Origin of the sequence: Halomonas sp. AOP12-B1-6, assembly GCF_052379225.1 — a bacterium.
Lineage (GTDB): Bacteria > Pseudomonadota > Gammaproteobacteria > Pseudomonadales > Halomonadaceae > Vreelandella > Vreelandella casei.
Window position 1 is genome coordinate 138,465 of sequence record NZ_JBQSYK010000005.1, and the last position, 25,296, is coordinate 163,760.

General features: G+C 51.8%; 28 protein-coding genes and 1 pseudogene. 15 read left to right on the forward strand and 14 right to left on the reverse strand.

What is annotated here, in order from left to right; genetic code table 11:
• Nucleotides 1-258: 258 nt before the first annotated feature.
• Entirely contained in the window at nt 259-747 is a 489-nt protein-coding gene (gene soxR / locus ACT3TR_RS14910; RefSeq protein ID WP_444625645.1) for a redox-sensitive transcriptional activator SoxR, read from the reverse strand.
• Between the two features lie 96 nt (nt 748-843).
• On the opposite strand from soxR, the gene ACT3TR_RS14915 reads away from it, so the two are divergent.
• From ACT3TR_RS14915 to ACT3TR_RS14945, 7 genes are all read left to right on the forward strand, one after another.
• A complete protein-coding gene (locus ACT3TR_RS14915; RefSeq protein ID WP_444625644.1) occupies nt 844-1,269 on the forward strand; it encodes a VOC family protein in 426 nt (141 codons plus the stop codon).
• A gap of 116 nt (nt 1,270-1,385) precedes the next feature.
• The gene (locus tag ACT3TR_RS14920) at nt 1,386-1,808 is read left to right on the forward strand and encodes a VOC family protein (protein ID WP_444625643.1); all 423 of its coding nucleotides are present in this window, start codon (nt 1,386-1,388) and stop codon (nt 1,806-1,808) included.
• 46 nt (nt 1,809-1,854) lie between these two features.
• Nucleotides 1,855-2,346 (forward strand): class I SAM-dependent methyltransferase, encoded by a 492-nt coding sequence (locus tag ACT3TR_RS14925; RefSeq protein WP_444625642.1) that lies wholly within the window; start codon nt 1,855-1,857, stop codon nt 2,344-2,346.
• A 135-nt stretch (nt 2,347-2,481) separates the two neighbouring features.
• A complete protein-coding gene (locus ACT3TR_RS14930; RefSeq protein WP_096279508.1) occupies nt 2,482-2,955 on the forward strand; it encodes a L,D-transpeptidase family protein in 474 nt (157 codons plus the stop codon).
• A 23-nt stretch (nt 2,956-2,978) separates the two neighbouring features.
• Nucleotides 2,979-3,254, forward strand: a complete 276-nt coding sequence (locus ACT3TR_RS14935; protein WP_096282339.1) for a putative quinol monooxygenase — start codon at nt 2,979-2,981, stop codon at nt 3,252-3,254.
• A 217-nt stretch (nt 3,255-3,471) separates the two neighbouring features.
• Entirely contained in the window at nt 3,472-3,894 is a 423-nt protein-coding gene (locus ACT3TR_RS14940; RefSeq protein WP_444625641.1) for a tetratricopeptide repeat protein, read from the forward strand.
• A gap of 93 nt (nt 3,895-3,987) precedes the next feature.
• A complete protein-coding gene (locus ACT3TR_RS14945; protein WP_096279510.1) occupies nt 3,988-4,467 on the forward strand; it encodes a YehS family protein in 480 nt (159 codons plus the stop codon).
• An 80-nt stretch (nt 4,468-4,547) separates the two neighbouring features.
• On the opposite strand, the gene ACT3TR_RS14950 is transcribed toward ACT3TR_RS14945, so the two are convergent.
• Nucleotides 4,548-5,291 (reverse strand): class I SAM-dependent DNA methyltransferase, encoded by a 744-nt coding sequence (locus ACT3TR_RS14950; RefSeq protein WP_444625640.1) that lies wholly within the window; start codon nt 5,289-5,291, stop codon nt 4,548-4,550.
• 156 nt (nt 5,292-5,447) lie between these two features.
• Here ACT3TR_RS14950 and ACT3TR_RS14955 point away from each other — a divergent pair, with 156 nt between their 5' ends.
• Both ACT3TR_RS14955 and ACT3TR_RS14960 read left to right on the forward strand, forming a co-directional pair.
• Nucleotides 5,448-5,777, forward strand: coding sequence for a DHCW motif cupin fold protein (locus ACT3TR_RS14955; protein WP_444625639.1), 330 nt, complete (start codon nt 5,448-5,450; stop codon nt 5,775-5,777).
• A 238-nt stretch (nt 5,778-6,015) separates the two neighbouring features.
• Nucleotides 6,016-6,615, forward strand: a complete 600-nt coding sequence (locus ACT3TR_RS14960) for an AraC family ligand binding domain-containing protein (protein WP_096279516.1) — start codon at nt 6,016-6,018, stop codon at nt 6,613-6,615.
• Here the strand turns inward: ACT3TR_RS14960 and ACT3TR_RS14965 are convergent.
• Nucleotides 6,580-6,993, reverse strand: a pseudogene (locus tag ACT3TR_RS14965) (LysE family translocator); the annotation flags it as partial. The gene ACT3TR_RS14960 and the pseudogene ACT3TR_RS14965 overlap by 36 nt on opposite strands.
• An 87-nt stretch (nt 6,994-7,080) precedes the next feature.
• A complete protein-coding gene (locus tag ACT3TR_RS14970; protein WP_096282341.1) occupies nt 7,081-8,001 on the reverse strand; it encodes a glutaminase in 921 nt (306 codons plus the stop codon).
• Nucleotides 8,002-8,203: 202 nt separating this feature from the next.
• On the opposite strand from ACT3TR_RS14970, the gene ACT3TR_RS14975 reads away from it, so the two are divergent.
• Nucleotides 8,204-9,088, forward strand: coding sequence for a bifunctional transcriptional activator/DNA repair enzyme AdaA (locus tag ACT3TR_RS14975; RefSeq protein ID WP_444625638.1), 885 nt, complete (start codon nt 8,204-8,206; stop codon nt 9,086-9,088).
• On the opposite strand, the gene ACT3TR_RS14980 is transcribed toward ACT3TR_RS14975, so the two are convergent.
• From ACT3TR_RS14980 to ACT3TR_RS15005, 6 genes are all read right to left on the reverse strand, one after another.
• Entirely contained in the window at nt 9,085-9,951 is an 867-nt protein-coding gene (locus tag ACT3TR_RS14980) for a phosphodiesterase (protein WP_444625637.1), read from the reverse strand. The two genes, ACT3TR_RS14975 and ACT3TR_RS14980, sit on opposite strands and share 4 nt — an antisense overlap.
• Complete coding sequence (locus ACT3TR_RS14985) at nt 9,944-11,026, reverse strand: ABC transporter ATP-binding protein (protein WP_441684818.1); 1,083 nt, start codon at nt 11,024-11,026, stop codon at nt 9,944-9,946. Before ACT3TR_RS14985 ends, ACT3TR_RS14980 begins: the two co-directional genes overlap by 8 nt.
• A 75-nt stretch (nt 11,027-11,101) precedes the next feature.
• Entirely contained in the window at nt 11,102-11,890 is a 789-nt protein-coding gene (locus tag ACT3TR_RS14990; protein WP_096279526.1) for an ABC transporter permease, read from the reverse strand.
• The gene (locus ACT3TR_RS14995) at nt 11,887-12,783 is read right to left on the reverse strand and encodes an ABC transporter permease (protein WP_444625636.1); all 897 of its coding nucleotides are present in this window, start codon (nt 12,781-12,783) and stop codon (nt 11,887-11,889) included. Before ACT3TR_RS14995 ends, ACT3TR_RS14990 begins: the two co-directional genes overlap by 4 nt.
• 2 nt (nt 12,784-12,785) lie before the next feature.
• Entirely contained in the window at nt 12,786-13,817 is a 1,032-nt protein-coding gene (locus ACT3TR_RS15000; RefSeq protein WP_441684815.1) for an ABC transporter substrate-binding protein, read from the reverse strand.
• Entirely contained in the window at nt 13,814-14,851 is a 1,038-nt protein-coding gene (locus tag ACT3TR_RS15005; RefSeq protein WP_444625635.1) for a LacI family DNA-binding transcriptional regulator, read from the reverse strand. The genes ACT3TR_RS15000 and ACT3TR_RS15005 overlap by 4 nt, the downstream gene beginning before the upstream one ends.
• A gap of 224 nt (nt 14,852-15,075) precedes the next feature.
• On the opposite strand from ACT3TR_RS15005, the gene ACT3TR_RS15010 reads away from it, so the two are divergent.
• Nucleotides 15,076-16,542, forward strand: coding sequence for a cobyric acid synthase (locus ACT3TR_RS15010; RefSeq protein WP_444625634.1), 1,467 nt, complete (start codon nt 15,076-15,078; stop codon nt 16,540-16,542).
• Here the strand turns inward: ACT3TR_RS15010 and ACT3TR_RS15015 are convergent.
• On the reverse strand, nt 16,539-17,444 hold the full coding sequence (locus tag ACT3TR_RS15015; RefSeq protein WP_444625633.1) for a LysR substrate-binding domain-containing protein: 906 nt from the start codon (nt 17,442-17,444) through the stop codon (nt 16,539-16,541). The genes ACT3TR_RS15010 and ACT3TR_RS15015 overlap by 4 nt on opposite strands.
• 148 nt (nt 17,445-17,592) lie before the next feature.
• Here ACT3TR_RS15015 and ACT3TR_RS15020 point away from each other — a divergent pair, with 148 nt between their 5' ends.
• The 3 genes from ACT3TR_RS15020 to ACT3TR_RS15030 all read left to right on the forward strand — a co-directional run bounded on the left by ACT3TR_RS15020 (nt 17,593) and on the right by ACT3TR_RS15030 (nt 21,931).
• Nucleotides 17,593-18,717, forward strand: coding sequence for a 4-oxalomesaconate tautomerase (locus ACT3TR_RS15020; protein ID WP_441684809.1), 1,125 nt, complete (start codon nt 17,593-17,595; stop codon nt 18,715-18,717).
• 51 nt (nt 18,718-18,768) lie between these two features.
• Nucleotides 18,769-19,902, forward strand: a complete 1,134-nt coding sequence (locus tag ACT3TR_RS15025; RefSeq protein WP_441684808.1) for a tricarboxylate transporter — start codon at nt 18,769-18,771, stop codon at nt 19,900-19,902.
• 82 nt (nt 19,903-19,984) lie between these two features.
• Complete coding sequence (locus ACT3TR_RS15030; RefSeq protein ID WP_444625632.1) at nt 19,985-21,931, forward strand: tripartite tricarboxylate transporter permease; 1,947 nt, start codon at nt 19,985-19,987, stop codon at nt 21,929-21,931.
• A 64-nt stretch (nt 21,932-21,995) separates the two neighbouring features.
• Here ACT3TR_RS15030 and ACT3TR_RS15035 read toward each other — a convergent pair whose 3' ends face one another.
• The gene (locus ACT3TR_RS15035; RefSeq protein WP_441684805.1) at nt 21,996-22,385 is read right to left on the reverse strand and encodes a RidA family protein; all 390 of its coding nucleotides are present in this window, start codon (nt 22,383-22,385) and stop codon (nt 21,996-21,998) included.
• Nucleotides 22,386-22,553: 168 nt separating this feature from the next.
• On the opposite strand from ACT3TR_RS15035, the gene ACT3TR_RS15040 reads away from it, so the two are divergent.
• Nucleotides 22,554-23,117, forward strand: coding sequence for a hypothetical protein (locus ACT3TR_RS15040; protein WP_441684804.1), 564 nt, complete (start codon nt 22,554-22,556; stop codon nt 23,115-23,117).
• A gap of 25 nt (nt 23,118-23,142) precedes the next feature.
• Here the strand turns inward: ACT3TR_RS15040 and ACT3TR_RS15045 are convergent, their stop codons facing one another.
• Together ACT3TR_RS15045 and ACT3TR_RS15050 are read right to left on the reverse strand one after the other, a co-directional pair.
• A complete protein-coding gene (locus ACT3TR_RS15045; protein WP_444625631.1) occupies nt 23,143-24,336 on the reverse strand; it encodes a vWA domain-containing protein in 1,194 nt (397 codons plus the stop codon).
• Nucleotides 24,337-24,339: 3 nt separating this feature from the next.
• Nucleotides 24,340-25,194, reverse strand: coding sequence for an AAA family ATPase (locus ACT3TR_RS15050; RefSeq protein WP_441684801.1), 855 nt, complete (start codon nt 25,192-25,194; stop codon nt 24,340-24,342).
• Between the last annotated feature and the right edge of the window lie 102 nt (nt 25,195-25,296).

Sequence of the window (25,296 nt, forward strand, 5' to 3'; positions counted from 1 at the left end):
CGAACCGTTGTTGCATCCCCGGCTGCCGCGTCAGCAGAGAATCCATAGGCAATGCTTAACAGAAGCAATAATAGACAACAGACGCGCAAAGACCGACGTGCACTTGAAGAGGTAAAAAAAGCGGCCATAACCATCCTTGTCATTGTATGGTGAGAAAGCTGAGCAACCACTCATTATCCAAGATTAGCACCATCTGCATCCGCACACTGATTGATCAACGTGGTTTTATCGAGGCGCACGTTAGCGGCAGGTGCTGTCCTATGAGTTGGCGTTGGTTTGTTGATGAGCGTTGCCTCCGGCCCGCTCTTCCGCCTGATCCAACAGCACCGGCCCGCTACCCACTTTCGCCAATTGATCATCCGGATTATACAGCGGGCAGTTGGTCATGCTCAGGCAACCGCAGCCGATACAGCCGCTCAGGTTATTGCGCAGCGTTTGTAGATACGCAATACGGCCATCCAGCATGCGCTGCCAGCGTTTTGAAAGCTGTTGCCAGTCCTCCATCGTGGGCGTGCGGTTATTCGGCAGCGATTCAAAGGCCTGTTTAATCTCTTCAAGGCTCACGCCGACTTTCTGCGCGGCTTTGATCACAGAAATGCGTCTAAGCACCTCGGATTTATAGCGGCGCTGGTTTCCTGCATTGCGAGAACTGTGGATCAACCCTTGCTGCTCGTAAAAATGCAGGGCACTTACGTTGATTCCGCAGCGCTTGGCCACTTTGCCAACACTCCAATTTGCCTCCGCCATGCTCGCTCCCGCTTTTGTTCATGTTCAAAAAAAGCTTTACCTCAATATGGGTTGAGGTTTTAACCTCTTATTGTAAATCAAACAAGGAGAACGCTTATGTACTTAGAGCACGTTAACCTGGTCGTTGCGAATATGGATGCCATGCTGGACTTTTACCGCGCCGCTTTCCCACACTGGCAGATACGCGATGAGGGCCAAGGCGAGTGGTACGGCAAGCCGCGTAAATGGGTGCACTTCGGTGACGATAGACATTACCTAGCATTAAGCGACCATGGCGAAGGAACGAATCGCGATTTGACGGGGCATAGCGCCGGCTTAGCGCATTTTGCCTACGTGACCGATAACCTGGATGCTGCGGTTGCCCGGTTAAATAACGCGGGTTTTGCCATTGCCAAACCCGGCGCGACAGAGCCATTTCGCAAAAACGTTTATTTTGTCGACCCGGCGGGTTTTGAAGTCGAGTTTGTCGAGTACCAGAGTGACATCCCGGCGGAGCGCAATTTAAATCGTGATGCGTTGTAGGCAATTGCGCGGAGTGACGGTGACGCTTGAGTCCGTGACGAAACTTTTGGCTCGGCATTGTTAAAGCCTAGCGCCGTAATACTTATTGAATTATCTAGATCGCTTTGGAGTTTTCGATGGCAAAAGATATTGGCTTTACCCACATTGCATTATCAGCGAGTAACTTGGATAGCAGCATTGCGTTTTATCAGCGCTACGCCAACATGTCAGTCATGCACGAGCGAATCGATGAGGAAGCCAGCAAACGCGTTGTCTGGTTGTCAGATAAAACGCGTCCATTTGTCCTCGTTCTCGTCCAAAATAGCCAGCCGGTTCCTATTTTAGGGCCTTTTGCTCATTTGGGTGTGGGGTGTGAAAGTCGACGCGCAGTGGATGACCTATGCGACCGTGCTAGGCATGAAGGTATTTTATCCAAAGAAGCGACTGATTCAGGCGATCCGGTTGGCTATTGGGCATTTATCAATGACCCTGATGGTCATATTCTAGAGATATCCTATGGGCAAGAAATTGGTTTAGCAGTGGAAGCCTCGGAAGCTTAACTTTTAGCCATGTATTTACTAATAGCCGGCTGGACAGGAAGCGCCCATGACCCAGTACCTCACAGAGAGTGGCATGGGTGAACGGTATGACCACTATCGCCCCAAAATCCATCAGGCTGTCGTTCAAAAAATGCACCAGCACGTGCAGGACAGGCACTTTGAGCGCGTGGTTGATGTGGCGTGTGGCACTGGTGATTCTACTATACTATTACTTGAACTTGGTCAGGACGTCATGGGAATTGATTCATCTGACGAGATGCTGGCCATAGCACGAAAGCGCGGGCTATGTGTAAGAAGGGCCGACTATACCGAGCTTTCGAAGCAGGGTCGTTTTGATCTTATCTCGACGTGTATGGCCTTTCACTGGCTTGATGGCGCTCAGGCGATTGCTGCTTATAAAGCCGCCTCTAACCGTGGGGCTATTTGGCTTATCTATAATTTTGCCTTCGCGGGCCATACTAGTTCTGATGAGTTTATTGACTGGCTTCATAACGAGTATTGGAAGCGCTACCTATCACCGCCGCGTAATCGGTTTTAAGACATTGCCCTGAACCGATTATCGAGCAGGGCATACAGCATCAGTATGCGTTGCGGCTGTACATCGCGTTTTAGCGGTAGCACCGCCTAAACGATCTCCCGTACACTCCAGGGCTTTTATCTACTGGCTTATACGATGAATAAACTAGCATGGCTGCTGCTGTTTCTAGTGACTCCGGTTCTGGCGGATGTCGATCTGGTAAAAGTAGATAAATCAGAAAACCGTATGTATCTCCTGGATGGGGAGAACGTAGTTAGAGAGTTTCGCGTTGCGTTTGGCGGCAACCCGCAGGGCCATAAGGTGCAGGAGGGCGACCAGCGAACGCCTGAAGGTCACTACACGCTGGACTACAAGAAAGAGGACTCCGCGGCTTATCGTTCCATGCATGTGAGTTACCCCAATGAAGCAGATATAGCGCATGCCGAAAGCCTCGGCGTATCGCCAGGTGGTTTTATCATGGTGCACGGCCAGTTTAACTGGTTGGGGTGGCTGGCGCCCATTGCTCAACGCTTCAACTGGACCAATGGCTGCATTGCCTTGAGCAACTCGGAAATGGATGAGTTCATGGAGCTGGTTAAGGTGGGTACGCCCATTCACATTGAATGGTAACGCTGTATAAAGGGAAGACCTCAGTGCCAAAAGTAACCTTGAAAGGTTTTATAGCCGTCCCTGACAGCGATCTGGAAGCCGTGAAAACCGGGCTTGTCGATCACCGCGCGCTCACCCTTGAAGAACCAGGCTGCATGACGTTCGAGGTTGCTCAGAATAGCGCCGATCCTTGCCGTTTTGATGTCTATGAAGAGTTTGTCGACCGTGCCGCCTTTGAGCGACATCAGCAGCGTGTAGCAAACTCCGATTGGGGACAGCTAACCCGAAACGTGACGCGTCATTACGAGGTGTTTGAATAGGCTTTATCGTAAGGTTTGTGCTTTTTAGGGATTCGTTTAAAAAGTTGTCGTCGTCATCGGCAGAGCGTGGCATGGGCATCACTCTGGAAAAAGACTTCAATGCGTTGCTTCATGGGTATAATGCGAGCCATCGCCAATGGCCGTAGTGTTGGCGCGCAATGGATCGTATCGGCGAGTTAATCAGTCGATTCACATTTTACTGTTGAAGGTAGCTGACGTGATTAATACCAAAATATACAAGTCTGTCTATGAGTTGGCTGAAAAGCTAATGAGGGCGGCTGATAAAGATGATAGAGCGGCATTTGAGTCACTCTATGCAGAGTTGAAGGCTATTTGCACTGATAACGAAAATACCGATAAAGATCACCCTGAACAGTGGGAAACGCTGGCTGACTTTACCGAGGAGTTAGACGATGCGCTGTGTGTCTATGACAAAGCGCTAGAGAAAGCGGTCGCTATTAATTCGAAAGACCACATGTCATCCATCGGTTTTTCAATGGCGACATTGCAAGTTGAGCTAGGTCAAAAAGACGCGGCTATCAAGAATCTTCAAGCGGCAAAACTGAATGCGAATAAAGTTGAAGATAATGATTTGAAAGAAGAAATAGATAAACTGCTGGCAACGTTAACGGTTGCATAAGCGTTACGTTGCCATCTGTAGGTTGCTGATGTTAAGCACAGCCTTATACGATAAAGGGCTGGGCTGATTTCCCTAAGACTAGGAGCTGTAATTTTGACCAATAATGATATTTTGCGCCGTATACGGTACGCCTTTGATTTTAAAGATAGCACTATGATTAAAATCTTCGCCCTGGCAGATTTTGAGGCCAGCGAAGAGCAAGTGTCTTCTTGGTTGAAAAAGGAAGAAGATGAGGCCTTTCTCAATATGAGAGCCAAAGAGTTAGCCGCATTTCTCAATGGTTTTATTAGCTTTAAACGTGGTAAGCGTGATGGTCCGCAACCCAAATTAGAAGATCATTTGAATAATAATATGGTGTTTCAGAAGCTGAGAATTGCGTTGAATTTACAAGCAGATGATATTGCTGCTATTTTTGAGCTGGCAGATTTCAGTTTAAGTAATCACGAGCTAAGCGCATTTTTCCGCAAGCCCAGTCATAAGAACTATCGCGAGTGTAAGGATCAGGTGCTGCGCAATTTTTTACTCGGCATTCAGCGTCAGCAACGGCCTAATCAGAGTGACGTCGAGGCCTGAGTTTATAAAAGCCAGCTTGCTGTATTACACAAAGAGGCAGGGCGACGTGTGCCTGCCTCTCTGCCACTTAAGTTTGAACGTTACACTTTGATGCAGACGAAAATCGCATTGCCTTCGTTTTTGTCCCAAGGGGTGATCTTCTCGTAGTTATGTTCAAAGACGTGAACGTCAAAGTATGGCTTCAACAGCGCTAATAATGTTGCAAAGTTGAACGCCACCATCGGATGCTCATCGTTCCATTGCTGAGACTCTGCCCCGCTGATTCTTTCAATGCTGAGCCGAAGCGATTGTTGCTCCCCTTGGCCTGCGTAGTGCCACCCAGAACGAAACGTGAACACATCGCCTTCATGTTTGGCAGTGTGCTTAACAAATAAATCGTTATTAATTTTGTCTTTATCAACCGCATTAAAATAAAAAACGCCGCCCGTTTTTAAGGCGCGGTGGGCGTGAGCAATACACGCTGTTAGCTTTTCAATCCCATCGTTGTAATGAATCGAATATAAAAAACACGTTATTAAGTCCTGAGATTCATCAACCGTGAAATCGCTCATATCCTGCAGCGTGAAATCTGCTTCTGGGCAGCGCTTGGCGGCGATATCCAGCATGGGTTGATTGATATCAAGGCCGCTGCTGGTGTAGCCCGCATCAATAAAATGGCGTACATGTGGGCCGGTGCCACAGGCTAAATCCAGATGGCACGTACCGCCGTTGCCGAAAATCTGATGAAGTCTACGAATGGCGTTGCTTTGTGCTTGGTAGTCGATATCCACGCACATCAAGTCGTAGTAGCCAGAAAGGTCGGTATAGAGCGCGTTGACAGACATGGTCGCCTAGTGGTGGTCGATGGGGTGGATGGCGCATAGTAAACGAGCGCGTGGAGTTTGAGAAGGAGGTACCGTTTCATGCCAGCGGTGGCTTACTCTGAGGTGCTAGTGTGCGCCGATATAAACGTAATATTTCATGCTTCTAGAGGATCAGCGATGAACATTAAAGACCTACCTTTTGGGATTACTGACTGGGCTGAGATTGAGAAGACCGAGCATTCAGGTGAGCAAGGAGTGGCTTACTGGCGCACCCAGCACTTTGGCGATATGCGGGTACGTATGGTCGAGTATAGCCCCGGCTATTTGGCCGACCACTGGTGTGTAAAGGGCCACATATTGCTTTGCTTGGAAGGCGAGCTCCACACCGAATTAGCAGATGGCCGCCAGTTCGTACTCAGCCCCGGCATGAGCTATCAGGTCGCTGACAATGCGGAGCCTCATCGCTCCTCTACCCAGCATGGCGCCAAGCTATTCATTGTAGATTAAGCTATCTGTACCTAGACGGCACTCACCATTAGGTTTGCGCGGATAGCTAACCCTTTGGTGTCGTTGCCAGGGTGGTCAGCGTCTTTAACCGCTTGAATGGTTCGCCACATAGCATAGCCGAGCAAACCCTCTGCAATAATGCGAGCAGAACATGAGTACACTTTCGTCATCGACACTTACACCCAACACGATGTTTTCCAGTACTGGCTCGTCACCTAGATTCTGGCGCGATGCTCGCATGCCTTATGTGGAACTACGTCATATTAGTGATGCGCGGCAAATTTGCTATGCCCCTCACAGCCATTCGCATTGGTCGCTCGGGGCCGTTACCGCAGGGCGTAGCACGTTTTGCTATCGTGACGCATCTTACCGGATTCAAGCGGGCGACATGGTTATGATGAACCCCCACTGGGTGCACGCCTGTAATCCTATTGAGAGCCAGCCATGGGCCTATTTGATGCTCTATATCGACGCCGAATGGTTGAGCCAGCTGCGTTATCAACTAGGTTTACTCGACGCGCCTGAATGGCAAGACATATCGACGGCCGTGGTGACTCAGCCAAATCTCTATGCAGAGTATTGCGATATGGCAGCATGCTTACTGGATGATCAGCGAGCTATTGGCGATAAGCAAATGGTGCTGAGGGAGTGCCTATCTCTGATGATGCAGGCGCTTGCCCAAGATCCCCCTGTGATATTGCCTCAAGTGTCTTGTGAACTGGAAAAAATCGCTGCCTACTTGCGTGTAAATTTCGCCACTGACATCTCGCTTGAACGCTTATGCCAGCAGTCTGGCTATAACGCTGGTATAGGCGGCAATGCCAGCGGCAGATGCTAGCCATGCTTTGGGGTTGAGCCACTGCATCACGGCGCCCGTAATAAAGCCCGGAGCATTATCGGCGCTTCTTTCCTGCAAGCGGCCATCGTGCTGTAACAGTTGATAGCTGAGATAAAGTAAAAACAGCAAGCCTGCCCAACGTAAAAATGCTTCCAGCAGTGGCAGCACATTCAAAAGTGAATAAAGCCCTGCACCGATACATAAAAACAGTGCAATAAACCCCAGCGTAGCGCCTGTCACAAAATTCAGCCCTTGAGCGATGGGGTAGTGCGTGCCGCTGCTCAGGCAAACGATATTCACCGGCCCTGGTGAAATAGAAGCAGCAAGTGCAAAGGCCGACATGGGTAGCATTATAGGTAGCAGTAGTGACGTGCTCATCGTTATTCTCCTTAAGGAAAGCAAGGAGTTTGCAATGGCAGCCACGACTTCGTATTGAACAAAATTGAGGTGGCTTATTAAACGGTGTTAGTGCCCAAACACCGACCAGCCGGTACGTTGCACAAACATCTCCAACGCTTGGCTACCTAGCAGACTATTGCCGAAGGAATCTAATCCCGGTGACCAAACCGCAATAGAGCCATGCCCTGGGGCGATAGCCAGTATCCCGCCGCCCACGCCGCTTTTACCGGGGAGCCCAACACGAAAAGCGAACTCGCCAGAGGCATCGTAGTGCCCGCACATCATCATTAGCGAGTTAATACGCCGTGCTCTTTGGGGGGCTACCACACGAATGCCGCTGGGCTTATTTATGCCATCTGATGCCAAAAATAGGCCAGCATGAGCGAGCTGTTCACAGCTCATGGCGATAGCACACTGGTGAAAGTAAGTACCCAGCACCTTATCAACATCGTGGCGCAGGTGGCCAAACGCTTTCATAAAGTGTGCCAGTGATGCATTGCGATCGCGGTGCGCCATCTCGGAAGCAGCCACTGCGTGGTCAAAGCAGATGCTGTCGTCATCGGCGATATAGCGCACGAAATTGAGAATTTCGGCCAATGTTTCTTTGGGTTCATGGCCCATCATGATGGCATCGACAACTGCGATAGCGCCGGCATTGATAAACGGATTACGCGGTTTACCGCTCTCGTGCTCAAGCTGAACAATCGAGTTGAAAGGGTCGCCTGACGGTTCGCGGCCGACTTTTTTCCATAACGCATCGCCCATCTGCCCAAGGGCAATGGTCAGCGTAAATACTTTCGAGATACTCTGAATAGAGAACGGTGTGGTTGCGCAACCTGCCGAGTACACGTTGCCGTCCACGGTGGCGAGTGAGATGGCAAACTTCTTCGGGTCAACGTGGCCAAGCTCGGGAATATAGTCTGCCACTTTGCCACGCTCTTCTGCGTTCGCCATGGCTGTCGCAATATCATTGATCAAGTCTTGCATGGGCGTATTGTGTACCGTCATTTGAGGCGGGGCCACACCCTAGCGGAAAAGTGTGAGGATGTCTTTAGCTTCACTATAACGCTAATGACAGCTTCATCCGAGTGTAGGTACTGAGCAAGATTCGGGTCGGCAAACGCAGTCAGGTCGCTTAGGCTGCCAGCAGGGCACCACAACGAATAAACTGACCGCTAGAGAGACACAGATGAACGATTATGAGCGTATCGAAAAAGCCATGGCTTACATGGTGGCCCATGCAGCGGCGCAGCCTCATTTAGAGACGGTGGCTAATCACGTTCATTTAAGTGCCTTTTACTTTCAGCGCCTATTTAGTCATTACGTTGGGGTTAGCCCCAAGCGCTTTTTGCAGGCGCTGACGTTAGAACGCGGCAAGCAGCTGATTCAATCCTCATCTTCGCTACTGGATGTTGCCCATAGCCTGGGCTTGAGCGGCGGCTCACGGCTTTATGATCATTTCGTGCAGCTAGAAGCAGCGACTCCCGGTGAATATAAGCGCCAAGGTGAGGGCGTTGAGATTGCTTATGGCGTTCATGAAACGCCGTTTGGCCACATCTTTGTTGCCGTGACCCCCCGCGGTATCTGCCGAATGGGGTTTGTTGATGCCACCAGCGCAGAGTCGCTGTTGGCACGGCTTGCCAAGGAGTGGCCGCTTAGTACGTTGCAGCACAATACTGAGGCCACGCGTTACGCGGTAGAAGGGTTATTTGCTAAATCTAGGTTTTCTAAACCTAAACTTTCTAAACCCCAAGAGGGAGTGGCCGCTTTGTCGCTGCACGTGACCGGTACCAATTTCCAAATGGCGGTATGGCGAGCGCTGTTGACCATTCCTGAAGGCCAGTTAGCCAGCTATTCCCACCTAGCCCAGGCGTTGGGCGCGCCTAAATCCTCCCGTGCGGTGGGTAACGCCGTGGGCGCTAATCCCATCGCGCTGTGGATTCCCTGCCACCGAGTGATTCAACAAAGCGGCGCACTAGGCGGCTACCGCTGGGGGGTGGAGAAAAAGCAGATGGTGCAAGCCTGGGAGCTGGCAATGAGCGATACAGCGCTTGCTCCCATGGCCATGTCTTAATCAATGAGCCCGTTGGCATCATAAAATGGGAAAGGGCCCGGGTAGCACGCTATAAAACCTTGGTGAGTAATCATGCCATGCGCCGCTGACCACTGGTGCAGCAGGTAGCCGGGGGGCTCAAGCTGAAAGCGAGAAGGGCCGTCTGGAGTCAGGTCAAGGCTAACTTGGTGGGAAACACCCGGGCAGCTAATGGCTAAGGTATTTCCAAAGCGAGCCTGTATGCTCCGATGAAGGTGGCCGCAAAGCACGCGTTCTACTTGTGCATGTTTGCCAATGACGTTTTCTAACGCGCTCGCGTGCTTAAGCGGCTGTTGGTCCATATGATCAATGCCACTGACAAACGGATGGTGATGCACCATGACCAGGGTAGGTTTTTCGGGTTGCTCCGTTAGAATTTCATCAAGCCACTCTAAGCTGGCATTGCTTAACTCCCCGTACGGTTTTCCGGGTACCGATGAATCTAGCCCCACGAGGCGTACCGGGTAATCGTCAATGACCCAATGAAGAAAGTCGCGGTGCTGAAACAGATAGCGATGTTCTGGGAAGGCTGCGCGCAAGCTTTGGCGATCATCGTGATTGCCGGGAATCAAATACACCGGCAGCGTTAAGTCAGACAGAATGTGCTTAAACGTGGCGTACTCTTCTGGGTGGCCAAAATCGACCAAGTCACCGCTGATTAGTACCAAGTCGGGCCGAGGTATTAGCTGATTGAGCGTAGTAATCGCCTCGCGCAATGCATTGGCAGTATCGACTTGACGATAAGAGAGCTTACCGCCTGCCTTGATATGTGGATCACTAATTTGCGCGATAAGACATTGCTGAGAAGTGGAGCATTGCTCAACCCTAAAAGCTTGATCAGCCATTCGCCATTTCCTTGGTGTTAATCTTCGTAGTCGGCTTATCGGGATGAAATAGCACGTTACAAGGCAACGCTAGGCCGATCGCTGTGCCGTTTGGCCAACGCTGGCGCGAAGGTGCCTCTATTTGAAGCGGCACTGTTCCCCCGGTATCCACGAGCAGGCGCTGTGTCTGGCCTAAAAAAACGCTTTGTACCACCTGCCCCTTAATATCGGCTTGATTAAGCGGTACCACTTGAATATCTTCTGGTCGGCAGTAAATCTCTGTAGCCCCCAGTAAATGAGGCGCGGACAGCTCACCACCATGTACCGCTAATCGGCCATCCGGTTTTGTTGCAATGACGCTTAAACAGTTAACCGCGCCGATAAAGTCGGCCACAAAAGCATTGGCCGGCTGGTGATAGATTTCTTGCGGCGTGCCCAGCTGGGCGATGCGCCCTGTTTGCATCACCGCAATGCGATCACCTAACGCCATCGCTTCATCTTGATCGTGGGTAACGTATACCGCTGTGGTACCTAGCTCACGCAGTAATTGACCAATTTCAATGCGTAAGCGATCACGTAGTTTTGCATCCAATGCGGCCAAAGGCTCATCAAATAGCAGCACCTTGGGACGCACCGCAATGGCGCGGGCGAGTGCGACACGCTGTTTCTGGCCGCCGGATAACGCATCGATTCTTCGCTCGCCAAAGCCTTGTAAGTCGACCATGCGCATAGCTTCGTCGCGCCGTTGGGTGATCTCGAAACGCGATAGACGCTGTAATTTCAGGCCGTAAGCAATGTTGTCGGCAACGCTCATATTGGGAAATAGCGCATAGTTTTGAAAGACCATCCCGACGTCGCGCTTTTCAATGGGCAAAGTAGTGACATCACGCTGGCCAAACTGTACGTGTCCGCCTTTATCTGGGCTTTCAAGGCCGCTAATAATGCGCAGCGTGGTTGTTTTTCCGCAGCCAGAAGGCCCTAGCAGTACCAGCGTTTCACCCGCATTCACCTTTAGGTCAAGTGGCTGTAAGGCCATGTGGCCGCCAGCGAACGTGCGGCTACAGTGGGTTAGGGTAATACTGACAGATGAACTCATAGCGAACTCTCATATAAAGCAATCAGGTATCTTTGAATGTGGAGCTGAATCTCAGAGGCCTTGACGGCGTGAGTCTTAACGGCGTTGCTCGGTTAATCGCCCAGCCCATTGGATAGCCACCAGCAATGGCACCACCATCACCAAAAATATCAGCGTGTAGGCTGAGCCGATTTCCAGGCGCATAGACGCGTAACTATCGGCTAAGCCAACCGGCAGCGTTTTAGTCAGCGGAGTGTGGAGCATCCAGGTAATGTTGAATTCGCCAATGGACAGTGTGATCACCATTAGCGCGCCTGCCAAAATGCCGCTCATACAGTTAGGGATGACTACTGAGAAAAAGCGTTGCCTGAAGCTTGCACCTAAGCTTGCGGCCGCCTCTTCAAGCTGGGGAAGCTTTGCCGTCTGCATCACGGAAAGTACTGCGCGCACCATAAAAGGCAGTGTGAAAAGGACATGACCAATCAGAATAAACAGCCAGCTGCCTCTAAATTCACGATAGCTACCATAGGCGAGCAGCAGCGCTAGGGCAGTCGCCAATCCGGGTACGGCAACGGGAAGTAGGAGCAATTCTTCAATCGCATTGGCCCACCGGCGCCGGCTACGTAGCAGGCCATAAGCAGCGGGCACGCCAATAAGGGTAGTGATCAGCAAACAGGCGAGCGCCAACTTAATAGACAGCCAAATCGTATCTGAATAAAGCTCCCAAACCTCATTTACCCAGCGCAGCGTCAAGCCGCTCTGTAAGCCAACAAAATAATTCTCGGTCAGCCCTGCTAGCACCGACATCGCTACAGGCACAATCATGAATAAACATACGATCAGCGTGAAGCTCAGCTGCAGTGTGAAACGTAGGCGCGATTTCATGCGGAAGCTCCTAGATTTCCGCCTGCTAATCGGCGGGCGATGCTTAACGCTATCCAGGTAATAGCGCCCAGCACCACGGAAAGGGCGGCCGCCATCGCGAAGTTGGCGTAGTTGGTGAATTCGCCGTAAATATTGAGGGGCAAAATGTTAAGCCGCGTCCCCAGCGTAAAAGCAGTACCAAAGGCGCCCATGCTGGTAGCAAAGCAGATCGCGCCGGTTGAGAGCAGCGCTGGCGCAATGCCTGGCACAATCACATCTTTTGTTACCTGCCAGGTATTGGCTCCTAACGAGCGGGCAGCCTCTTCAAGGCTTTGATCCAAGTTGTCACAAGCAGCCATCACCGTGGTAATGACGCGAGGAATGGAGAAGTAGAGATAGCCAATGAATAGCCCGGCTAATGAGTAGGCGAACACCCAACGTTCGCCGAAAAGCCATAGGCTTGACTGTGCCAGCGCCCCCTGGCGCCCTCCTAACATGATGACTAAAAAGCCGACCACGACGCCTGGAAAGGCAAGGGGGAAGGTCAAAATAGCGACCAGCACGGCCTTACCCCAAAAATGCTGACGGGCTAGAAAAAAGCCCACAAAGCCAGCAATAGCGACCGCCGTTAGTGAGACAACGAGTGAGATACCAACGGTTGTCACTATGCTGATTAAGTACTGGCGATGGGTGAGAATAGTCAGATAAGCGCTTACGCCGCTACTTCGGTCTGCTTCGGCGCCCATCAATATCAAGCGTGAAAAAGGCAGTAGCCAAAAAGCGCAGAACACAATGAGCGCAGGCATTAAGGCCAGTACGGCCACGAGGCTTTTATGCCGCACGGGGACTGTTAAAACGATCCATCGAGTTGAAAAAGAAGCAGCCCCCAAGGGCTGCTTGGATGCTGCTTTCATGGTTAACGAACCTCCGACAAATACCGCTCAGAGAAGCTGCGCTGAGCAGCCGCCATTGCAGAGTAGTCAACGGTTGCGGCGCGGGCGTAGTCGCTATCAGGCAGAAAAACCTCACGTGCTTTTGCTGAGATAGCGCTCTCACGCACCGGGCGTAGATACGCATCGGCCCAGACAGCCTGTCCCTGGTCAGAAAGCACGAAATCAAGCACTTGCTGACCATTTTCGGGGTTAGGGCCATCCTTCACTAGGCTCATGACATAAGGCACAACCACGCTGCCTTCTTGGGGAATGACAAACTCTACGTTGGCGCCGTCATTGTGGCGAGCGCGATAAGCGTTGAAGTCATAATCAAGCAGAATAGGAATCTCACCGGAAAGCACGCGTGCATAGCTAGTTTGCTTGGGCACAATGGGGGCGTTATCGGCCAGCTCATTGAAGTAGTTGATGGCGGGTGTGAAATCATTAAGGTCGCCACCCATCGCTAAGTTGACCGCCACAGCGCCCACGTAGCCTACAAAGGCGCTTGCAGGATCAAGATAGCCCACCATGCCACGGTATTCGGGTTTAAGCAGATCTTCCCAAGAGGTGGGCACTGACGCGCCATCTAGCGCATCAACGTTGACCATAAAACCGAGGGTGCCGGAATGAATGGCGAACCAGTTGCCCTCGGGATCTTTAAGCCCTTCAGGGATCTCTTCCCAGTGTTCGGGCTGGTAGGGCGTGACCACGCCCTCCGCCATGGCTTGGATACCAAAGGTGACGCCATAGTAGACAACATCGGCCACTGGACTACCTGCTTCGGCGACCAGCTGGGCTAAGGACTGGCCGGAGTTTTTATTGTCTTGCGGTACGTGAATGCCGGTTTCCTGTTCGATCAAGCGCAGCTGTGTGCCCCAGTCAGCCCATTCAGGTGGGCAGTTGTAGCAAATCGCGTTATCGCCAGGTTCAGCCATCGCTGCCGCTGATGTAGCGATAGCCGCGGTGGTCAGTAATGCTTGATAGATACGCTTCATATGCCTGCGCTTAAGGTTCATAACGTGCTCCTCTGAGTGGTGCCTGTGTTGGACTTGCGTGATGCCGGTATTCCGGTACTTTCGCCCTTACGCAATGCGTGGGGCAGGGGAGCCGTCGTGCAGCTTTCTCCCCGAATCATGGCTAATAAGGTGTGAACCGCCGTGCGTCCTATATCGGCACGCGGTTGTTCGATAGTGCATAGCGATGGATAGAGGTACTGACCTAAAGCGATGCCATCAAACCCCATCACCGAAAGGTCGTCGGGCACGGCAAAGCCTGCACGTTGCAGCTCTCCGATTAGGCTGATAGCAAGCAGATCATTGGTACAAATAACAGCGCTAAAAGATTGAAAACCTTGTAGCGCTGGCTTGAGGCTGGCGAGGTCGGCTTGGGTATGACGAGCCATTTCGACAAGCTGATGAGGCAAGAAACCGGCACTCTTCATTGCTTGGCAATAACCTTCGTAACGCTGTTGAGCACGGTCTGATTGCAGCAATGGGCCGGCGATCATGCCGATGCGCTCATGCCCCAGGGCGATTAAGTGGCGAGTAGCATCAGCACCAGCGGCAAGGTTATCGACGCCAATTGAGGCAAAGCCGCTAGTCCCAGGTGGGTTGTAGACCAGCAGGCAAGGAATGTTTTCCATACGCAGCTTATCCAGTACGTCACTGTTACTAGCATCGGCGACGGTGAGCACTAAGCCGTCTACGCGCTGGCGCAGCATCTCTTCAACAATGTTGCCTTCACGGCTGGGCGAGTACTCGCTGGTGGTAACGATTAAGGAGTACCCTGAGTCGCGGGCCGCCACTTCCATGGCTTGCAGCTGCTCAGCAAAGACGGGGTTGTCGAGGCTGGGCACCATCACGCCAATCATTTGTGTGGCTTGCGAGCGCAACTGCTGCGCGACTTTGTTGGGCCTGAATGCCAACTCTTGGGCTGCATTGAATATTTTTTCGCGGGTTGCGGGGCGCACTAAGTCGGGGCTTGAAAAGGCCCGCCCAGCGGTAGCGCGAGAAACCCCCGCTCGCTTTGCCACACTGAGTAAATCTGCCATGCCAACACCTTTCGCTTGCGTAATGAGATCGATCTCATTTGTTGGGTGTCAGCCTAACTAGCGCATGTGACGAACTGATGGCGGTAAAAAGTATTTTTGGCGTTATTCATGTGACAGCGTGGTTTTGTTGCACTGATAACGCGGTCTGTTTTATTTGGCTACGTTGCGAAGCGGTGCACCTCCCGCTAAAGTCTCGCGTTAGTTAACCTGGGCAAGGCTTTCTTATGGCCACACTAATGATTCAAGGCACGACCTCTGATGCCGGTAAAAGCACGGTGGTGGCTGCGCTATGTCGCGCTCTGGCACGGCGTGGCATCTCGGTCGCGCCGTTTAAGCCTCAGAACATGGCACTTAACAGTGCCGTGACTGAAGATGGTGGTGAGATAGGTCGCTCTACAGCCCTACAGGCGCAGGCATGCTATTTGGCGCCGCACAGCGATATGAACCCCGTGCTGCTAAAGCCTGAAACAGACCGCGGCGCTCAGGTGATTTTGCGCGGCAAGGTGCATGGCCATATGGATGCATTGGATTACCACGCCTATAAGCGCACCGCGAAAGAGAGCGTGATGGCCGCTTGGCAGGCGCTGGAAAACCGCTTTGATGTGATTATTGCCGAGGGCGCCGGTAGCCCGGCAGAAATCAATTTACGCGAGGGTGATATCGCCAATATGGGCTTTGCCGAAGCGGCAAATTGCCCCGTACTGCTGGTGGGCGATATTGATCGTGGCGGCGTATTTGCTCAGTTAGTAGGCACGCTGGCGCTGCTTAGTGAGAGTGAGCAGATGCGCACAAAAGGCTTTATTATTAATCGATTCCGTGGCGATATCGCGTTATTAAATCCCGGCCTTGAGTGGTTGGAAAAACGCACACAAAAGCCGGTACTGGGAACACTCCCTTATCTTCAGGGGCTGGTGCTGGACTCCGAAGACAGCATTGGTGTCGTTCAAGCAGAAAAGCGCAGCGCTGTGATCAATATTATTGTCCCCGCGCTTCCACGCATCAGCAATCATACCGACTTTGATCCGCTGCGCTTACACCCCCAGGTTTCGCTGCGTTTTATTGGGCCTGATCAGCCAATTCCCGCTGCCGATGCGATCATTTTGCCCGGTAGTAAAAGCACTGCCAGCGATCTTGCGTGGTTAAAACGTCAAGGGTGGGATAAGGCGCTTCAGCGCCATCTTCGTTACGGTGGGGCAGTGTTGGGTATTTGCGGTGGCTTTCAAATGCTGGGCGAGTGGGTGGACGACCCTGATGGCTTGGAGGGGCAACCAGGAAAAGTGGCCGGGCTAGGGCTGTTGCCCCTCACAACGCAAATGGTAGCGGGCAAGCAGCTGCGCAACGTTAGTGGCTTGCTGTCAGATCAACCTGCCCTTGTCGAGGGGTATGAAATTCATAACGGCGTCAGCCAGGGCTTAGCGCTTAACTCGCCGCTTTTTCATATACAGGGTAAGCCTGAAGGGGCCGTTAGTGACGATGGCCAAATAATGGGCACTTACCTGCATGGGTTATTTGATCACCCCGATGCTTGCCAAGCGTTGCTAACAAAACTGGGCCTTACCCATGTTGAACCAAGTGATTATCAAGCTCACCGTGAGCATGAGCTTAATCGCTTGGCCGACATGCTAGAGGCGAGCATTGATATAGAGCAAGTTATTGCGCTGATTGATGCTGGCGTCGATAAAAGCTGTTAACTGGGTTCTTTAACCCAGTGCTCTAGTAGTAAATCAATAAATAACTGTGCGGTGCTGGATAGACTGTGTGAATTACTTCGCACAAGACCAATAGAACGCTGAATGCGTGGCTCGGGAAGATCTCTAGAACAGAGCGTGTCGTGATCAGGGCCTGGCATGGTCATGCGCGGCAAAATAGCCACTCCCAGCCCTGACTCGACAAGCCCTAACGACGTGGATAAGTGTTGGACTTCGTAAAAACTATTGAGATGAATGCCCTCTGCTGACAGGGCGTTATCAAGCAGCGTGCGATTCCCACTATCACGGCTAACTGTGATAAGCCGCACTTCTTCCAAGTCGCTCCACTCAATCTGCTGCTTACTAGCAAGCGGATGGTCGGAGCGAAGTGCCAGTACAAAGGGGTCTCGGAGTAGTGGTGTGAAGCGTACTTCGGAACTTTGCGCACTGATCATATTGATTCCAAAGTCTGCTTCGCCGTTAATCACTTTCTCCAAGCCTTCGTTGGCACTGACATCCAAGATACGAATGCGAATGCCAGGCCAAGCTTCGCTGAACACTCGAATGACACTAGGCAAAAAGTAGAATGCCGCCGTGGGTAAGCAGGCTATCGTCACCGTGCCCTTTTGGTGGGTGACCAGTTCACGAATCCCCAATATGGAGGACTCGTACTCTTCTATCATACGTCTGGCTCGGGGCAAGAAATCGGCTCCGATAGGACTTAGACGAGTGCGTCGTGTTGTTCTTTCAAGCAGTTCAACTTCAAGGAGTTCTTCTAATTTTTGAATGCGCCTGGTAAGGGCTGGCTGAGACAAATGCAAGCGCTGAGCCGCCTCATGAAAAGTGCCCAATTCAGCGACCAGGATGAAGGCTTGTAGATCAAGAAATTCGAGTCTATGCAGCATAGGATTGTTGCGCAAAAGAGGTGGTTTAATAATTAAAACACATTAATGCATAAAACGGATTTATAGCAATCTATATTTGCATTTGAGACATTAAAGATTGGCTGACACTCTTCGTCCATACAGTCATCACTAAATATGGCGGAGCAACATGAACAGTATTCCTTGTGTGGTAATGCGTGGAGGAACCTCTAGAGGCCCTTTTTTACGTATGAAAGATCTGCCCAGTGACCAAGAACAGCAGGCTGAAATACTGCTTAGTTTAATGGGGTCTGGCCATGCACTACAAATTGATGGCATTGGTGGTGGAGACCCACTCACCAGCAAAGTGGCTATTGTAGAACGCTCATCGCACCCTGATGCCGATGTTGATTACTTATTCGCTCAAGTTGATGTGGTGAATAAGCGCGTCGATTTTAACCCCAACTGCGGCAACATGCTCTCTGCCGTCGGGCCGTATGCAATAGAGACGGGGCTGGTTGAGCCTCAAGACGATATCACCGTAGTCAGGGTGCATAACTTAAATACCCAACGGCTGATCGAGTGCCATGTACCTACACCGGGGAAGCAGGTGCAGTACGAAGGCAGTGTCACCATTAGCGGCGTTCCAGGTAGTGCTGCAGGCATTCAACTCAGCTTTTTAGACATCATGGGAAGTAAAACAGGCCAACTGTTACCCACGGGAAAAGCATGTGATGAGATTGATGGTGTCGAGGTGAGCTGCATCGATGCGGCCACCCCGATTATGTTACTGCGGGCTGAGTCGGTTGGACTAACGGGCTATGAGTCGCCTGCTGAATTAGATAAGAATGCGCCCTTGTTAACGCGCTTAGAAACCCTTCGCCGTGAAGCGGGGCTGCGAATGGGAATGGGTGATGTTAGCCAAAGCGTTTTGCCAAAGGTCGTGCTGATCTCCGCGGCCGAAGCGGAATTGAATACGCTTAATGTTCGTTATTTTGTGCCTCATCGCTGCCATAAAGCCATTGCCGTAACGGGGGCGATGGCCGTTGCTGCTGCGGTTAATGTACCTGGTTCGATTGCCAATCACATGGCCAGCAGCACAAAGAAGCTTTCTGCTGGAAAGCTTCTATCTCAGGTTGTCTTAGAACATCCCTCAGGCTCTATTGAGCTGACGGCGGAGTACCGCCAAGAGAATGCGTTTGATTTGGCGCGTGTATCGCTTATCCGAACGGCTCGTAAAATTATGAGTGGGCAAATTTTCTACGCACTCCCTCCAAAGAAAGTGGACAACCATGCTGTTGAGGCTGTCGATTAAGCCACTTTAAAAAATCACTAAATGACAATAATTAATAACAGGAGTATCGCCATGACCACTTTTAAGAAAAAACCGCTTATCGCTCTGAGATTGCCTGCATTGCGCACTACTTACAAAAAAGCGCTACTTGTCGTTGCTTGTTCAACGCTGAGTGCCATCAGCGTGAATGTTCAGGCTAACGATGTGAACGTGCCCGATACCATTCATTGGACCATTCCGTTTGGTGTAGGCGGTGGAACCGACGTCTGGGCACGCTTCTTTACTACTTGGATGAGCGACAATATTCAAGGTAACCCTACGCTGGTGATTGATAACGTGCCTGGTGGCGGCTCTATTAATGGCGCTAACTTGTTCTCCATGCGGGCTGCCTCAGATGGCAGTCAGTGGATAGGTACCTCAGCTTCTACTCAGTATCCTGCCATGCTGAAAGATCGGCGTGTACGTTATAGTTACGATGATTGGACACCGATTTTAGCGACGCCGACAGGAGGGGTGGTGTATGCACAGCCTAGCCTAGGAAGCACCGCAGAGGAGGTGCTGAATGCGATGACCAGCCAGCAAGTTACATTTGCTGTGCAAAGCCATACAGGGCTAGAGCTGCCAGTATTGATTGCGCTTGATCTGCTCGGAGTTGATGTGAAGGCGGTCTCGGGTATGAGTAGCCGCGGGGAAGGCCGGTTGGCCTTCGAACGAGGAGAGGCGGATATCGACTTCCAAACTACCTCTGCTTATTTCACCAGCGTGGAAGGGTTGGTGGAGACTGACCGAGCGGTTCCGCTCTTTTCCTTGGGTGTGCTCAGCGACAGTGGTGAGATTGTTCGTGATCCTGCCTTCCCTGATTTGCCGACGTTTAATGAGGTTTACGAAACACTTCATGGCGAAGCGCCCAGCGGCCTAGCAGCTGAAGCGTATCGCAAGTTCTTTGCATCCGGGTTCACGCTGCAAAAGCTAATACTGCTGCCCAGTGACGCACCAGAGGAATTGATTCAGGAGTATCGCGATGCAGCACGTCGTTTTGTGGATACAGAAGCGTTTAAAGACGCAGCAATGGCTCAGCTTGGCCCCTACACGCCGGTTGTCGGTGAAGTCGTCGAGCAACATCTGAAGGATGCCATGTCGCTTGATGATGCTACGCGGGAGTGGCTGTCCGAGTGGCTGTTAGAGCAGCACGGTGCTCGTATTTAACACGAGAGTTTAACACCAACAAAGCACTGCTTAAGTGGTGCTTTTGGGCACCCTTACACTAAACAACATAAGAGCCATGACAATGTCTGACGTCTTATTCTCTAGTTTGGGGCAGTTGTTTACTGTTCCGCATATGATGTACATGGTTATTGGTGTTCTCATTGGGCTTGTTGTGGGCATCATTCCTGGGCTTGGCGGCATTGCTGGCATGTCACTACTGTTACCGTTCCTCTATGGTATGGAGCCTTCGGTTGCTCTAGGTATGCTGATGGGGTTAGTGGCAGTGATACCCACAGGCGATACTTTCTCCTCCGTGCTACTGGGCATTCCTGGCTCAAGTGCTTCACAAGCGACCGTGCTGGACGGCTTTGCGCTGGCTAAAAAAGGACAGGCTGCAAGAGCGCTTTCCAGTGCATTTTTGTCTTCAATGATTGGCGGTCTCATCGGTGCGGTTGTTCTCACTGCCTTTATTCTCGTCGCTCGGCCGATTGTGCTGTCTTTCTCTTCGTCTGAGCTATTTATGTTGACGTTGCTAGGGCTATCGATGGTGGCGATTCTTTCTGGCAAGGATGTCTTTAAAGGCATTGCTGCCTGTGGCCTAGGGCTATTAGTGGGGACGATCGGTATGGCTCCTGCCACTGGTGAGTTCAGGCTGCCGTTCGAATTTGACTATCTGTATGACGGGTTGCCGCTGGTAGTGGTGGGTTTAGGTATTTTCGCATTACCTGAGATCATTGACTTATTGGGCAAGCGCGGCGCGATTGCGGAGGAGCCCTGCCAATTAGGCCAGGGCTGGAAAGAGGGAATGAAGGATGTTGTTAGACGCCCTGGACTAGTGGCCCGCTGCGCAGGCATCGGCAGCTTAATTGGGACGATTCCTGGCTTGGCGGGTTCGGTGGTGGATTGGCTTACTTATGGGCATGCGGTGCAGACTGCTAAGGATAAATCGCAGTTTGGTAAAGGGGATATTCGTGGCGTAATTGCGCCAGAGTCTGCTAACAATGCGTGTGCCTGCGGGGCGATGGTGCCCACTCTGCTTTTTGGTATTCCCGGCTCAGGCACCGCAGCGGTTTTTCTAGGCGGTTTACTGCTCCTTGGTCTTCAGCCAGGTGTCAGCATGCTAGAGACGAATCTTGACCTGACTTACACCATTATCTGGTCATTAGCGCTCGCTAATATTTTAGGTGCCGCTCTCTGCTTAGGGTTGGCCCGTCCGGTTTCCAGCTTAACGCGGGTGCCGTTCGTGATTTTAGCGCCACTAATTACTGTCTTAATACTCTTTGCGGCCTATCAAGCGACGCGCTCGCTGGGTGATTTTTTTGCACTCGGTATTGTCGGAGCGTTTGGCGTGCTGTTTAAACAGGCGAACTGGTCTCGGCCCGCCTTTTTGATTGGCTTTGTGCTCGCGCCCGGTGCTGAAACATACTTTTATCAAGCCGCCCAGTTTCAAGGCGCTGCAGCCTTTACGAGGCCTGGTGTGCTGATCATTGGCGCAATGATTGCGGCATCACTATTACTTCCTCCTTTGCGCAGCTATCTGCAAAAGCGCCGTCAAGCCAAAGATTCTATGGCCCATTTGACTGCTCAGGAAGAGGTGGATTCGCTGTCGCTGGGCGCGCTCGATGTAGCACTGCTAGGCAGCCTGTTAGTAGGTGTCGGCTACATATGGCTGAGCTTTGCTGATCTTTCTATGTTAGGCGGGATCATGCCCAGGCTGGCGATTGCCATTATCGTGGTCGCGTGCCTGCTGGAAATTATCAGAACGATCATCAAACCGATAAAGTGGCAGGTTCAAACATTCCTCCCGCAGCTAGCTTGGGTGGCCGGCTTCTTCGCCTTGATTGTATGCGTGATGGTGTTCGGTTTAATGCTGACCGCCCCTGTATTTTGCCTAGGTTTCCTACTGCTGGTGGCCCGCGTGAAACCTATGACTGCAGTAGTAATGGCGGCAGGAGTCGCTATTTTCCTAGTGGGAATGGCGAACCTGCTGACGCTTACATATCCTTCAGGTATGTTAACCGGGTTCTAAAACAGATTTACGCTGGGGACGTAAGACAAAAAGCCATTAAGTTGGCTTTTTGTCTTTAAAAAAATTAATGATTAGCGCGCTGCGCCATCACGGTGATCTCAACACTGCACCCGCCACAGATGTTTGCCGATTCAGTGCAGGTGCGGGCAGGATAGCGGCCGGGATCGAAGTGCTCGGCATACACACCGTCTAGTTCTTGAAGCGTGTGCAGGTCAGTAAGGTGGATATCTACGCGCACTACATCAGCAAAACTGCCGCCTTCCATTTCAAGCATGCGAGAGATGGCCCGCATCACTAGGCGTGTTTCTTCTTTTACGTCGCCCCGCGCCGCGTGACCATTAGATAAATCTGCGACGGTTAGCCCTGAAATGAACACATAGTGGTCGTCGATTACCATGTGGCTACCGGGAAAGCTCGGTGTGGGCAGTGTCGGATCGTTGGTATAGGTCGGCATGCTAATTCCTTCTAAGTTGCTGATCGCATATACATCCTCTACGACAGGGCAATAGTGCTAGTGTTCAGTATCAGTCATTATGAATAGAACAAGGGGAGGCATTATGCACTGTCAAAATAGCGGTGTTTACTCTAGGCTTGCGGCTTTTCTGTCGGCATTGGGGGATAAATGAAGGTCATACACGTTAAAGAAGAGGCCCAGCGCGATGCCTGTTTAGCGCGGCTATGCGCTGAAGTTTACGGCCAAGAAGCTGGTTTAACGCCGCTCGTCGTGTTTGCCGGCACTCGCACCGTTTTATTTGCTCAGCAGGCCGCACGCTTATTTGCTGCCGTTGATGCAAAAGGAAAACCGCAGGCGCTGGCGCTGCTGGTATTAGATGAAGAGGGTGAGGGGATGACGATTACCCACGCCTGCACGCTGGGCCAATTAGATGCCAAGCAGCGCTTGATTAGTGAACTTAGCTTAAAAGCGCCGCTGCGTGTTGAGGTAGATACTGGCGAACAAGAAGCGTTTTACCGCGAGAGTGGTATCAAGCGCTGGTTCGGCGGAGTGGATGGCAAACGTATTGGCTTGGGGGCGCGTCACCCGGCGCAAAATGTTCGCGAGTTGGCACCCACTTTAGGGTTAGACGAAGCGCTTATTTTGCGTCGTTTTAAACATGACCCAAAGGCTTTCGAGGCAGCCAAACAGGCGTTCTTGAGCGGCTTGAATGACTTTCCCGCGACGCTTTAATGACGACTCGTCACGTTGGGCAGATTTACTTCTTCGCCAGTTCGCGCATGGCCGTTTCCAAGCCTTCCATGGTCATCGGGTACATTCGGTCGTTGATAAGCTCGCGAATAAGCTGAGTGGAGTAGGTGCTTTCCCAGGCGCGTGGCGGCATTGGATTGAGCCACGCCAAGCGTGGAAAGGTGGCGCATAAACGTTGAAGCCAAACGCCGCCCGGTTCGTCGTTAAAATGCTCAACGCTGCCGCCGCGATGAGTGATCTCATAAGGTGACATGGCAGCGTCGCCCACTACAACGACCTGATAATCAGCGCCGTAAGTGTGCAGCACGTCCATCGTCGGAATTCGTTCATTGTTGCGGCGAGACGAGTGCTGGGCGTTACGCCGCCACACCCCTTCGTACAAGCAGTTATGAAAGTAGTAGTGCTCCAGATGCTTGAACTCGGAGCGCGCCGCTGAAAACAGTTCTTCGCAAACGCGAATGTGGTCGTCCATTGAACCGCCAACGTCTAAAAACAGCAGCACTTTTACCGTGTTGTGGCGCTCTGGGCGCATCTGGACGTTAAGTAGCCCGGCATCGCGCGCGGTGGCGCGTATAGTGTTGTCAACGTCGAACTCTTCAAGCGCGCCTTGGCGGGCAAACTTGCGCAGACGGCGTAGTGCCATCTTGATATTACGTGTGCCGAGTTCAAGGGAGTCATCGTAGTCACGAAAGCGGCGCTCATCCCATACTTTAATGGCGCGGCGATGGCGCGAGCCTTCCTGGCCAATCCGGATACCTTCCGGATTATAGCCATAGGCACCAAACGGGCTGGTGCCACCGGTGCCTATCCATTTATTCCCCCCTGCATGACGCTCTTTTTGCTCTTCCAGGCGCTTTTTGAACGTTTCAATAAGCGCTTCAAGGCCGCCGAGGGATTCGATATTGGCTTTCTCTTCGTCGGTTAATTGCTTCTCAAATTCGCGCCTTAGCCAATCATCAGGAATCAATGCCTCAATGGCGGCATCCATATCTTCCAGGCCTTTAAACCATGCGCCGAACGCGCGATCAAAGCGGTCAAAGTGGCGCTCGTCTTTAACCATAACGGTGCGCGCTACTTGATAGAACGCGTTGATATCAGCAAATACAACGCCGCGTTCTACTACCGTGTTAAGGTCCAGCAGTTCACGTAGCGACACTGGAACGCCCGCACGTTTGAGGGTTTCAAAGAGACCAATAAACATGGCTTAGCGGCCCGCGCCTTTTTGGCGACGCATCATAAAGGCTAAGCGCTCAAGCAGATGAGTGTCCTGTTCATTTTTAACCAGCGCACCGGCCATGGGCGGCAGTGCTTTGGCCGGGTCGCGGTTATACAGCGCTTCCTGAGCAAGCTCATCCGCCATGAGCAGTTTTAGCCAATCCACCAGCTCAGAGGTTGACGGTTTTTTCTTCAAGCCAGGGGCGTTGCGCAAATCGAAGAATACTTCTAACGCCTCACTGACCATTCGCGGTGCGATGTCTGGAAAGTGAACATCGACAATCGCCTGCATGGTCTCTCGGTCGGGGAAGTCAATGTAGTGGAAAAAGCAGCGGCGTAGAAAAGCATCGGGCAGCTCTTTTTCGTTATTTGACGTAATGATGATAATCGGGCGCTGCTCGGCGCGGATAGTTTCACCGGTTTCATAAACGTGAAACTCCATACGATCCAGCTCTTGAAGCAGGTCGTTGGGGAATTCGATATCCGCCTTGTCGATTTCGTCGATCAGCAGCACAACGCGCTCATTCGCCGTGAAGGCATCCCATAGTTTGCCGGGCTTGATGTAGTTGGCAACGTTCTCTACGCCTTCCACACCTAACTGGGAATCGCGCAAGCGGCTCACCGCATCGTACTCATACAAACCCTGGGCTGCTTTGGTGCTGGACTTAATGTGCCAAGTGATCAGCTTGGTGCTCAGCGACTCGGCCAGCTCTTCGGCCAGCAGCGTTTTACCGGTACCCGGCTCGCCTTTGATTAAAAGCGGGCGTTCCAACACAACAGCAGCATTGACCGCCTGCTTAAGCGCGTCGGTTGCGATATAGGTCGAAGTGGATTCAAACGCCATGAGCAGGGCCTCGGCTTGTCGAAAACGTGTTGGGAAATATTCAAACAAGTGTACGTGAGGGCAAACCCCAAGGCCATTCAGAGTGAGGTGTCTTTTATGTTC